Source organism: Sorangium sp. So ce1335 (genome assembly GCF_051521615.1).
Taxonomy (GTDB): Bacteria; Myxococcota_A; Polyangia; order Polyangiales; family Polyangiaceae; genus Sorangium.
Map to the genome: position 1 here is coordinate 1559345 of NZ_CP150363.1, position 11203 is coordinate 1570547.

An 11203-nucleotide genomic window follows, 5' to 3' on the forward strand; every position below is an offset into this window, starting at 1 on the left:
CTCCCCTCGCTGAGCCCGTGCGGCGCGGTTGCTTCGCTGCCGCGCTTCGCTTACGCCTCCGCTCGTCCCGGGCTGCCGCGCCGCGCCATCCGGCGCGACACGATCGACGCGCCTCGAAATTTCGGGCGTGCGTCACGCGAACAGGGGATCGGACGCACCCTGGCCGCCGCCGTGGACAGCGCGCAGGCCACCGCTCGAGAACCCCCATGGCCCCTCTCGTGAAGCTCGACGCGATCACAAAGACCTACTGGATGGGCGAGGTGGAGGTCCAGGCGCTCCGCGGCGTCTCGCTGGAGCTCTCCCGGGGCGAGATGGTCGCCATCATGGGCGCCTCGGGCTCCGGCAAGTCGACGACCCTCAACGTGATCGGCACGCTCGACCGGCCCACCGGCGGCCGGTACCTGCTCGACGACGAGCCGGTCGAGGAGCTCGACGAGGTCGAGCTCGCGCGGCTCCGCAACCGGAAGATCGGGTTCGTCTTCCAGTCGTTCAACCTCCTGCCGCGCGACAGCGCCCTCGCCAACGTCGAGCTGCCGATGGTCTATGCCGGCGTGCGCCCGGCCGAGCGGCGGGAGCGGGCCGCGCGCGCCCTCGCGCGCGTCGGGCTGGACGATCGCGCGCACCACCTCCCGAACCAGCTGTCCGGCGGCCAGCAGCAGCGCGTGGCCATCGCCCGCGCGATCGTCAACGAGCCGCCGCTGCTCCTCGCGGACGAGCCCACGGGCGCGCTCGACTCCGCGACGACCCGGCAGGTCATGGAGCTCTTCTGCGCCCTTCACGCGCAGGGGATGACGGTCATCGTGGTCACCCACGACCCCTCCATCGCCGCCTACGCCACCCGCGTCATCACCTTCCGGGACGGCGCCATCGTCGAGGACACCGGCCCCCGCGGCCGGCTCGCCGAGGTCCCCTCGGCGCCGCCGTCCGGCGCAGCGCCGCCGTCCGGCCCCGCGGCGCAGCCCGCCCCGCCATCGCAGCCCGCCCCGCCATCGCAGCCCGCCCCGCCATCGCAGCCCGCCCCGCCATCGCAGCCCGCCCCGCCGTCGCGGCCTGGAGGCGCGTCGTGAGGGTCCGGCGGCGGCGGCGCCTCTGGCCGTGGCTCGCGGGCGCCCTGGCGCTCGCCGGGGCCGGCGCGGTCGCTGTCGCGGTGACCCGCGGCGGCCCCCCGCCCATCGACCCCGCGCTCGTCGTGACCGCCAGGCGCGGCGATCTCGCCGTCGAGATCCTCGAGACAGGGCGCATCGAGGCCCGCGAGAAGGTCGAGGTGAAATCCAAGGTCGCCGGCCAGGTCGCCGAGGTGCTCGCCGACGAGGGCGCCCGGGTGGCCAAGGATCAGCTCCTCCTCGTGCTCGACCCGATCGACTTCGAGCGCGAGGTCGCCCGCGCCGAGGCCGAGCTCGCGCAGGCAAGGGCCGCCGCGAGCTACGCCCAGCGCGTCGTCGCGCGGCGGACCGCCGGCGTGGAGGCCAGCGTCACCCCCTCGGAGGAGCTCGACCTCGCCAAGCACGAGCTCGCCGCGAGGCAGATCGCGATCCGGCTCGCCGAGGTCTCCCTGAACGCCGCGAAGGACAGGCTCCGCTACACGAAGATCTTCTCGCCCCTCGACGGCACCTTGATCCAGCGCAACATCGAGCCCGGCGAGGTCGTGACGCCGGGCGTGGAGTCGACCTTCGACGGCAAGGCGCTGCTCACCGTGGCCGACCTCTCGACGCTCGTGGCCAAGGTCGACCTCAACCAGATCGACGTCGCGAAGGTCGTGCTCGGCCAGCCGGCGACGCTGACGCTCGACGCCCTCCCCGGCAGGACGTACACGGCCAAGGTCACGAAGATCGCGCCCGCCTCGGTGAAGCTCGAGGATCGCCAGGTCGACGTCTTCCCCGTCGAGGCCGAGCTCCTCCAGGTCGACGACCTCATCAAGCCCGGCATGACCGCCGACGTCCGCATCCGGCTCGACAGCAGGCCGGGCGTCGTGTCCCTGCCGATCGAGGCCGTCTCCGAGGAGGGCGGCAAGCCGATGGTCACGCGCGTCGTCGACGGCCCCGACGGCAAGCAGACGACCGAGAAGGTCGAGGTCGCGCTCGGCGCGCGCAACGACCGCGAGGTCGAGATCGCGAGCGGCGTCCCCGAGGGCGCCCGCGTGCTCATCAACCCGCCCTCGGCGGCCGCGAACGAGACGAAGATGTGAGGTTCGCCGTCTACCTCGCGATCGCCGCCAAGGCGCTCTCGGCGCACAAGCTGCGGTCGCTCCTCACCGTCCTCAGCATCACGATCGGCGCCTTCGCGATCGTGCTCATGACCTCGCTCGCCGAGGGCGGCCTGCTGACGCTGAGCCGCGGCATCGAGGACCTCGGCGGCGCGCGGCTCATCCTCATCGTCCCGAAGGAGCCGGAGCGCGCCGAGCGCAAGAAGTCGATGTACGTCACCGGCTTCACCCGCCGGGACCGCGACCGGCTCGCGCGCGGCGTCCCGCACGTCGCCGAGCACACGATGTACGCGATGCTCGGCTCGCGCGACGTGACGTCCGACGAGGGCAAGGAGGACCGCACCGACCTCGTCGCCGCCGACAGCCGCTTCCTCCACGCCTTCCGGATGCCCATCGGCCGCGGCCGCGCGTTCTCCGACGACGAGGACCGCCGCCGCGCCCGCGTCTGCGTGGCCGGCCCGAAGCTCGCCTCGCGCCTCTGGCGCGGCGACCCGATCGGCCGCTGGGTCACCGTCGGCGCCCTGCGCTGCCGCATCATCGGCGTGCTGGCCGAGAGCGACCGCCTGGGCGTCAACTTCGGCTTCAACTGGGTCGACCTCCTCGTCACGCCGATCGACACGGCCGCCGACGTCGAGCGGACCGTGAGCACCTCGGCGGTCGTCGTCATCAAGACGGACGACCCCCGCAACAACGACCCGGTGAAGCGCATCCTCAACGCGCTCCTCGTCGAGCGCCACCACGGCGTCGACGACTTCACCCTCCTCGATTTCAGCAGCATCATGGAGCAGTTCGAGGCCATGTTCGCGACGATGAAGGCGATCGTCGGCCTCATCGCTGGTGTCGCGCTGCTCATCGGCGGCGTCGGCGTCATGAACATGATGCTCGTCAGCGTGTCCGAGCGCGTCCGCGAGATCGGCATCCGCAAGGCGCTCGGGGCCGCGCCGCGCGACATCAGCGCGCAGTTCCTGTGCGAGGCGGCGCTGCTCTCCGGCTTCGGCGGCCTGCTCGGCGTCTTCGGCGGCGGGCTCACGGCCGAGATCGCCTCGGCGGTCATCCGCCGCTTCACCCCGAGCTGGGTCGGCGCTGTCTCGATGTCGGCGGTCGTCGCGGCGCTCGTCGTCTCCTCCGGCGTCGGCGTCGTCTTCGGCTGGCTGCCGGCGCGGCGCGCCGGCCGGCTCGACCCCGTGGCGGCGATGCGGCGATGAGGCTCGGCGACCTCCTCCACTCCGCGCGCGCCGTCGTCGCCGACCGCACCCGGGCCGCGCTCACGCTGCTCGGCATCATCATCGGCACCGGCTCGATCGTGCTCCTCGCCTCGCTCCTCGCGGGCGGCGAGGAGGCGCTCCTCCGGGCGAGCCAGCAGGCGGTCGAGGCCGATCTCATCCAGATCCACCCCGCCGAGGTGAGCCTCAAGGACCGCCGCCGCACCCGGCGCGAGCTCTCGCGGGACGACGCGCGCGCGCTCGGCGCGTCGCGCGCCCTCGGCGGCGCCTCGGCCCTCAGCGAGTCGCTGCGCCAGGCCGAGGCCCGCGCCGGCGCGAAGAAGAAGCGGATCACGCTCGTGAGCGCGGCCCCCGCGGCCCCGGCGCTCTACGACCTCGAGCTCGCGGCGGGCCGGTTCCTCACCGAGGACGACCTCGCGGCGCGGCGGCGCGTGTGCGTCGTCGGCCACGAGATCTGGGCCGATCTCTTCGGCGGCCCTCCGTCGCGGGCCGCCGGCGCGGAGCCCCTCCACATGACGGCCGACGGGCACGTGTGGACCGTCGTCGGCGTGCTGAAGGACCGGCCCATCCTGGGCTCCACGGACAGCACGAACATCTGGAACCGCAAGGTCCTCGTCCCGGAGACCACCTTCGACGCGCTGTTCTCGCCGGCGCACACCACGGACCGCATCTACGTGCGGCAGGACCCGATCGTCGCGGTCCGCTCCCCGCTCGCCGCGCTCCGCGGCATCATCGACGCGACGCTCCAGCGGCGCCATCACGGGGTGAAGAACTTCAGGATCGAGGACAAGGACAGCCACGGCCAGGAGCAGCTCGTCCTCGACATCATCAAGATGCTGCTGCTCAGCACCGGCGTCGTCGCGCTGATCGTGGGCGGCATCAACATCATGAACATCATGCTGGTGACCGTGACCGAGCGGACGCGGGAGATCGGCATCCGCCGCGCCGTCGGCGCCTCGCCGCGCGCGATCCTCCTGCAGTTCCTCTGCGAGGCGGCGGCGGTCTCGCTGCTCGGGGGCGTGCTCGGCGTGCTCTCCGGCGTGGCGCTCTCCTGGCTCGCCGGCGCGCTGCTCTCGCAGATGGTCGGCCGCTGGGCGTTCCAGGTGGAGGTCTGGTCGATCGTGCTGGGCCTCGGCCTGTCAGTGACGATCGGCGTCGCGTTCGGCTTCTATCCGGCCTGGCGCGCCGCGCGGCTCGACCCGATCGAGGCGCTCCGCACGGAGTAGCGCGCACGCTGCGGCTGGCCTGACGGCGTCGCGGCGCCGGGCAAAACGCTTCACGTCGGCGGCCTCACGCCGCCTCACGTCGCGGCGGCGGTCTCGCGGCGCCTCACGTCGCGGCGGCGGCCTCGGGCGCCCGGGGCCCGTCCGCTGTCTCCTCGTTGTCGCGCTTCGCGTGCGGGAAGCGGTCCATGCGGCTGAGCACGGGGAAGCCGAGGGCCCACAGCGCCGCGACAGCGAGGGTGGCGGTGCCGCCGACGAAGATGGCGGGCAGCAGGCCGAGCCAGCGCGCGGTGAGCCCGGACTCGAACTCGCCGAGCTCGTTCGAGGCCCCGATGAACACGGCGTTGACCGCGCTCACCCGCCCCCGGATGGCGTCCGGCGTCTCGAACTGCACGAGGATGTGGCGGATATAGACGCTCACCATGTCCCCGGCGCCGAGGAGGACGAGGGCGACGAGCGCGACGGCGACGCTCCGGGTTTGCCCGAGGCCGATGGTGGCGAGCCCGAACACGGCGACGCCGCCGAACATCCAGCGGCCGACGTGCCGCGTGATCGGCCGGAAGGCGAGCACGCCGGCGGTGAGCGCGGCGCCCACGGCCGGCGCCGTGCGCAGCATGCCGAGGCCGGTCGGCCCGGCGTGGAGCACGTCGCGCGCGTAGGCGGGGAGGAGCGCGACGGCGCCCCCGAACAGCACGGCGAACAGGTCGAGCGAGATCGCGCCGAGCACCGCGGGCCTCGACCACACGAACCGCAGCCCCTCCAGCACCGTGCTCCACGACGGCGGCTCCGAGCGCCTGTCCTGCCGGTCCGCGCGCGTGAGGCTCATCAGCACCAGCGAGGCGAGGAGCAGCGCCGCGACGATCGCGTACACGAGGGTCGTCCCGGCGAGGTAGAGGAGCCCGCCCAGCGTCGGCCCGACGATGACGGCGACATGGAAGCTCGACGAGCTGAGCGCGACCGCCTTGCCGAAGCTGTCCGCCGGCACGAGGTTCATGAGGATCGCCTGCTGCGCCGGCATCATGAAGGCGCGGGCGCTCCCGAACAGCACGAGCACCGCGAACACGGGCCAGACGACGCGCAGCCCCGACAGCGTGAACGCGAGCAGCAGCGCGGAGCAGAGCAGCTCGGCGGCGAGGCCGACCGAGATGATGTGGCGCCGGTCGAACCGGTCCGCCACCTGGCCGGCGAACAGGATCAGGGCGAAGAACGGCGCGAACTGGGCGAGCCCGATGAGGCCGAGGTCGAACACGTCCCCGGTGAGCGCGTAGACCTGCCAGCCGATCGCGACGCTCTGGATCTGCACCGCGATCGCGGAGAGCAGCCTCGCCGCGAGGTAGAACGCGAAGCTCCGGTGGCGCAGCACGCCGAGCCCGGTGAGTTGGCTTGTGGACATCTCGATGCCTGGGTCGACCCTGGAGAGGGGCGGTGAGGACGCTCGCTGACGGACGGCGAGCAACGGCGCATGTCGCGACCGGGCCTCTGGCCGCCGCCTCGACATCCACCCACGAGTCTCTTGAGGATTCTCTCGCTGCGGCGACACCCGCGCGAGCAGCGTTGGCCGTTGGGCAGCTCCAGCGACGATGGCAACCGTCGTGCCACGACCAGCGCCCGGAGCGCCGTCGCCGCCTTGCGCGACCGACGCGCGCTCGCGGAGCACCACCGGTCGCGCGCGGGCAGGGGGCCTGCCAGCGGCTGCTGCTGCAGAAGCACCCGTGTTGCTCCGCTGCGCCGCCACGAGCAGCCCGGAGGTGTCGCCGGGCGGGCTCTCCGCGGTCGAGCAGCGAGGGGAGCAGGGCCTCCCGACGGAGGGGCGAGCGGGCGTTTCAGCCTTGCGCGAGCCGGGTGAGCGCCTCGCCCGTGAGGCGGTAGACGGTCCAGTCGTCCATCGGCCTCGCGCCGAGCTTCCTGTAGAAGCCGATCGCGGGCTCGTTCCAGTCGAGCACGGCCCACTCGAAGCGCCCGCAGCCGCGCTCCACGGCGAGCTTCGCGAGGTGAACGAGCAGGGCTTTCCCGTGGCCTGCGCCGCGGTGCTCGGGCAGCACGAAGAGGTCTTCGAGGTAGATCCCGGGCTTGCCGAGGAAGGTGGAGAAGGTCTGGAAGAAGAGCGCGAAGCCGACCGCGGTCCCCTCCGCCTCGGCGAGCACGACCTCGGCGGCCGGCCTCGGGCCGAAGAGGTTCGCCTCGAGTTCCCGCTCGTCGAAGACGGCCTCGTGCGCGAGCTTCTCGTACTCGGCGAGCATCCGGATGAGGCGGGCGATGGTGGGGATGTCGGCGGCGGTCGCGGGTCGGATCATGGCGTCTGTCGGGCGCTTCATACCGCACCGTCCTCCCGGCGGTACAGCCTGGGATACCCTGTCCGCATGACGACGAGCACGCCCTCCGCCGCCGGCCCGCGCTGGCTCTACCTGCACGGCTTCGCCTCGGGTCCGAGCTCGACGAAGGGCGTCCAGATCGCCGCGCACCTCGAGCGGCGCGGCGCCGCCGTCGAGCGGCTCGACCTGCGGGTCCCCTCGTTCGAGCGTCTGCGCCTGAGCGCGATGATCGACGCCGTGAAGCGGGCGATCGGCGAGGAGCGCGACAGGGCCGTGCTGATGGGCTCGAGCCTCGGCGGCCTCACCGCGTGCCGCGTCGCCGCGGACGACGCGCGCGTGTGCGCGCTCGTGCTGCTCGCCCCGGCGTTCCGGATCATGGAGCGATGGCGCCAGCGGCTTGGCGAGGAGGGCTTTCGCGCGTGGGAGGAGCGCGGCTGGCTCGAGGTCGACGACCACGCGGAGAAGCGGCGATCTCGCGTGGATTTCGGCTTCGCCGTCGACGCGGCCGAGGTGGACGACCGCTCGGGCGGATGGCCCGACGTGCGGGTGCCGACGCTCATCGTCCACGGCGTCCACGACGAGGTGGTGGACATCGCGCTATCGCGGGAGTTCGCGGCGGGGAAGCGGCATGTCCGGCTCGTCGAGGTGGACGACGGTCACGAGCTCGTGGCCTCGATTCCACGCATCCTCCGCGAAGCGGACGACTTCCTGCGCCCGTTCCTCGGGAGCTGACACGCGCACATCGCAGCTCACGTCGTGGCGCGCCTCGCAGCTCACCTCGCGGAGCTCATCGCCGCGTGTCCACAGCTCCGCGCACCCACGAACCCAGGCCGGCACGGGAGCTGAACCGCCGTTCAGCGCGGCGCCAATAGCGCCTTTCGCTCGACGACCGACTCGAATTCTAGGCGAAAAAGGCCGAGCTATCAAGCTGGAACGACTCCGCTTACAGCTCGTTCGCACCCCGCCGCGGATCGCCCGCGGCGCGACCGATCGGAGGAGCGAATGGCCAGGGAGACAGCGCCTGTCATCGGGCGCACCGCGTCCGTCAACGGCATCGACATGGCTTGTGAGGTTTGCGGCGAAGGGCCGCCGCTCGTGTTGCTTCACGGGTTCACCGGATCGAGCGGCGACTGGGCTCACGTGTTCGACCTCGCGGCGCTCGGGCGCGAACACACGATCATCGCGCCCGACCTGCGCGGGCACGGCCGATCGACGAACCCGGCCGGCTCGCTGACGATCCGCCAGTGCGCCCTCGACGTCTTCGCCCTGCTCGACGCGCTGGGGGTGACGAGCTTCCGGGCGGTGGGCCTCAGCTTCGGGGCCAAGTGCCTCCTGCACCTGGCGACGCAGCAGCCGGATCGTGTGGAGTCGATGGTCCTCGTGTCCGCGACACCGTATTTCCCCGAGCAGGCCAGGGCGATCATGCGCCAGGTGACCGACGAGGGCCGGTCGGCCGAGGAATGGGAGGAGATGCGGCGCCGCCACACGCAGGGCGACACGCAGATCCGGGCGCTGTGGAGGCAGCCGCGGCTGTTCGCGGCGAGCCACGACGACATGAGCTTCACGCCGCCCCACCTGTCCACGATCACGGCGCGGACGATGATCGTGCACGGCGACCGCGATCCGCTCTATCCGGCCGAGATCGCCCTGGAGATGTACCGCGCCATCCCGCGGTCCCGCCTGTGGATCGTGCCGGACAGCGGGCACACCCCGGTGTTCGGCGCGTGGAAGGAGCCGTTCGCCCGCGCCGCCGTCGCCTTCCTGCGCGGCGCGCGCGGCGACGAGGCGGCGATCCGCGAATGACGCGTCCGACGCGCGTCCTCCCTCGCGAACGCGTCGGCCGGAGGGCCGCTCCTCAGTAGCAGCGGGGCGCCACGTAGCGGCCGTTCGGGTCGTGGCCGGGGAGCAGCCGACCCACATCGGAGAGCTCGAAGGCGACCGATCTCGCGTCGGCCGCCGTGATGGTGAGCCTGCCGAACGTCGCGGCGGCGCCGCCCCCGGTGACCGCGCCCGTGCTGCTGCAGTCCGCGCCGAAGGCCGACCCGAACACCTCGACCTGGTGGCTCCCCAGATCCACCTCGCCCACGGCGAGCATCCACTCCGGCATGCGGAGCTCCACGTCCCACCAGTCGTTGCACGGATCGTACGTGGGCCTCGCGTCGGGGTCGCTGCAGGACAGCGCCATGCTGGCGATCCGGAGGGTCACGGTCGACCCGCCGAAGACGATCGCGCTCGGCTCCGGCGTGCTGCCCCCGGAGGTCGTCGACGCAGGGCCGACCGACGCGGACCAGGGCCCGCCGACCGAGGTGGTCGTCGTGTCAGGGCCGCTCGCGCCGTCCGCGCCGCCGGATCCGTCGCCGCCGCCGTCCACGACCACCGCGCCGCCGCACGCGGCCTGAGCGAGCAGCGCGAGCGAGCCGACCGCCATCGAGAGGAATCGAGGTGAGAGCATCATGGCGGCATCGTACCTCCCGCCGGCGTCGGTTGATCAGGTAGGGGAGCTGCTCGGCGCAAGAGCGGCAGATCTTCGTCGTCAGCCCAGGGGCGAAACTGGCGGTGCGCAGGCGCTCAGGGCCGCCCGGGTTGCCCGCCGTCGGCGCCCTCGATGCCGACGCGCAGCACCACCTCGCCGGCGCCCAGGTCGACGCCGAGCAGCGCGGCGTCGTCCGTGGCGAGCAGGAACCGCAGCGCGCGCGGGGCGATCCGGAGCGGCGGCGACAGGCGCAGCGCGTCGCCCTCCTCCTCCACCCACGCGATCCGGCAGGCGCCGTCGGCGTCGAGCGCGAGCGCGAGGCGCGACGCCGAGAAGGCGTGCAGCACGGCGCGCCCGGGCAGCGCGATCCGCCGGGGCGGCGCGCCTGCCCCGCCGCGGCGGACGAGCGCGCGCCCGCCCGCCTCGAGGTGATCGCGCCCCACGGCGCGCGCCGACGGCGGCGCGCCGAGCCCGAGGTGCGCGAGCGCCTCGAACGCCTCGCGCTCCTCGGGCGTGGGGCCGACCGGCTCGCCCAGGGCCGGCGCCGCGGCTGGCGCGGACCAGGCCGCGGTGATCGCGCGCGCCGCGGCCACCTGCTCGGGGGTCGCGGCGGGGTGCACGGCGACGACGTTCCCCCGCGCGTCGAGCTCCTGCACGCCGCCGCCCTTTCCCACGAGCACCCGGCTGCCCCGGGCCGCAAGGACCGCGTCGCCGAGGAGCTTGCCGAGGACGGCGCGCGCGCCGCCCTCGAGGCGCACGATGTCCTGGAAATCCACCGCGACCACCGCGTCGCCGGCGGCCACCGGGCGGCGCAGGTGCAGCGTGCTCGAGGCGCCGATCAGCGCGGTGTGCTCCGGCGGGACGAACGGCGCCGGGAAGAGCCGCTCGCGGAGCAGATCCGCGTCCTCGCCGGACGCGAGCCGCCGTACCGCGTCGATGATCGCCTCGCGGAGCCTCGCGTCGAGCGGATCGAGCTGCGCGCGGGCGCTCGGAGAGAGCGGCCCGGCGTCCAGGATGTGGCGCCCGGCGCCCGCGAGCGCCCGATCGCTCGGGCCGGACTGGAGCGCGCGCCGGAGATCCTCGCCGAGGAAGCGGCCGAGCAGGAGCCGCGGGAGCAGCTCGTGATCGGGCCGGCGCGCGAACGGCCCCGACCCCGCGCCGTACCACTCGAGGAGCCCCCGGGCCTTGCGCAGGTTCGCGCCGGCCTGATCGACCCACGCCGCCGCCTCCAGCATGTGCCAGGGGTCGAGCAGGCGATCGGCCGACGCGCACCAGGGGCCCTTGAGGTTCGGCGGGATGGCCTTGATCCAGTCGCGCCGCGCGCGCTCGCCCTCCTCGCTTCGCCAGCGCGTCACGTCCTCGATCGGCCCCGGTACGCCGTGCGCGGCGAGCTGCTCGAGCAGCGCGCGGTCGTCGCGGAGCTCCGACCAGCCGCGCCATTGCTTCCAGTCGAGCCCGCGCCAGTAGATCGACCGGTTCTCCGGGTACAGGTCCACCCGGCCGACGGGGCCGGCCTCGCCGGTGAGGACGAGCCCGAGCTGCGGCTGCCCGAGCGGTCCGCGGCACCGCTCGTCGAAGCAGGGCCGGTCGTCGCGGATCGCCAGCGCGGGCGCGAGGGCGTCGAGCGCAGCCCGATCGAGCTCGGCGAGGACGCGATCGTCGCCGTCGACCACGTGGCCCCCGGAAGCCGCCGCGAGCGGACGCTGGAGGTCCTCGTTCCGCGGGGGGTGGCCATAGGGATAGGGATTGATGAAACGCACGCGCTCGTC

The 11203-nt window shown here is 73.5% G+C and carries 10 protein-coding genes; 6 read left to right on the plus strand and 4 right to left on the minus strand.

What is annotated here, in order from left to right; all coding sequences use genetic code 11:
• Nucleotides 1-206: 206 nt before the first annotated feature.
• Genes WMF24_RS05660 through WMF24_RS05675 form a run of 4 tightly spaced genes read left to right on the plus strand, consistent with a single transcriptional unit; the run spans nucleotide 207 to nucleotide 4652 of the window.
• Nucleotides 207-1067, plus strand: coding sequence for an ABC transporter ATP-binding protein (locus WMF24_RS05660; protein ID WP_437735321.1), 861 nt, complete (start codon nucleotides 207-209; stop codon nucleotides 1065-1067).
• Nucleotides 1064-2185, plus strand: coding sequence for an efflux RND transporter periplasmic adaptor subunit (locus WMF24_RS05665; RefSeq protein ID WP_437735322.1), 1122 nt, complete (start codon nucleotides 1064-1066; stop codon nucleotides 2183-2185). Before WMF24_RS05660 ends, WMF24_RS05665 begins: the two co-directional genes overlap by 4 nt.
• Nucleotides 2182-3408, plus strand: coding sequence for an ABC transporter permease (locus tag WMF24_RS05670; protein WP_437735323.1), 1227 nt, complete (start codon nucleotides 2182-2184; stop codon nucleotides 3406-3408). The genes WMF24_RS05665 and WMF24_RS05670 overlap by 4 nt, the downstream gene beginning before the upstream one ends.
• Nucleotides 3405-4652: an ABC transporter permease gene (locus WMF24_RS05675; protein ID WP_437735324.1), complete on the plus strand. Its 1248-nt coding sequence runs from the start codon at nucleotides 3405-3407 to the stop codon at nucleotides 4650-4652. Before WMF24_RS05670 ends, WMF24_RS05675 begins: the two co-directional genes overlap by 4 nt.
• Nucleotides 4653-4755: 103 nt before the next feature.
• On the opposite strand, the gene WMF24_RS05680 is transcribed toward WMF24_RS05675, so the two are convergent.
• Together WMF24_RS05680 and WMF24_RS05685 are read right to left on the minus strand one after the other, a co-directional pair.
• Nucleotides 4756-6042, minus strand: coding sequence for an MFS transporter (locus WMF24_RS05680; RefSeq protein WP_437735325.1), 1287 nt, complete (start codon nucleotides 6040-6042; stop codon nucleotides 4756-4758).
• 430 nt (nucleotides 6043-6472) lie between these two features.
• Nucleotides 6473-6964 carry an N-acetyltransferase family protein gene (locus WMF24_RS05685; RefSeq protein ID WP_437735326.1) on the minus strand — a complete coding sequence of 164 codons (492 nt, stop codon included), beginning with the start codon at nucleotides 6962-6964 and terminating at the stop codon, nucleotides 6473-6475.
• Between the two features lie 45 nt (nucleotides 6965-7009).
• Here WMF24_RS05685 and WMF24_RS05690 point away from each other — a divergent pair, with 45 nt between their 5' ends.
• Both WMF24_RS05690 and WMF24_RS05695 read left to right on the plus strand, forming a co-directional pair.
• Nucleotides 7010-7693 (plus strand): YqiA/YcfP family alpha/beta fold hydrolase, encoded by a 684-nt coding sequence (locus WMF24_RS05690; protein WP_437735327.1) that lies wholly within the window; start codon nucleotides 7010-7012, stop codon nucleotides 7691-7693.
• A 270-nt stretch (nucleotides 7694-7963) separates the two neighbouring features.
• Nucleotides 7964-8764: an alpha/beta fold hydrolase gene (locus WMF24_RS05695; protein ID WP_437735328.1), complete on the plus strand. Its 801-nt coding sequence runs from the start codon at nucleotides 7964-7966 to the stop codon at nucleotides 8762-8764.
• A 52-nt stretch (nucleotides 8765-8816) separates the two neighbouring features.
• On the opposite strand, the gene WMF24_RS05700 is transcribed toward WMF24_RS05695, so the two are convergent.
• Complete coding sequence (locus WMF24_RS05700) at nucleotides 8817-9416, minus strand: hypothetical protein (RefSeq protein ID WP_437735329.1); 600 nt, start codon at nucleotides 9414-9416, stop codon at nucleotides 8817-8819.
• A gap of 113 nt (nucleotides 9417-9529) precedes the next feature.
• Nucleotides 9530-11194, minus strand: coding sequence for a hypothetical protein (locus tag WMF24_RS05705; RefSeq protein ID WP_437735330.1), 1665 nt, complete (start codon nucleotides 11192-11194; stop codon nucleotides 9530-9532).
• Nucleotides 11195-11203: the final 9 nt, after the last annotated feature.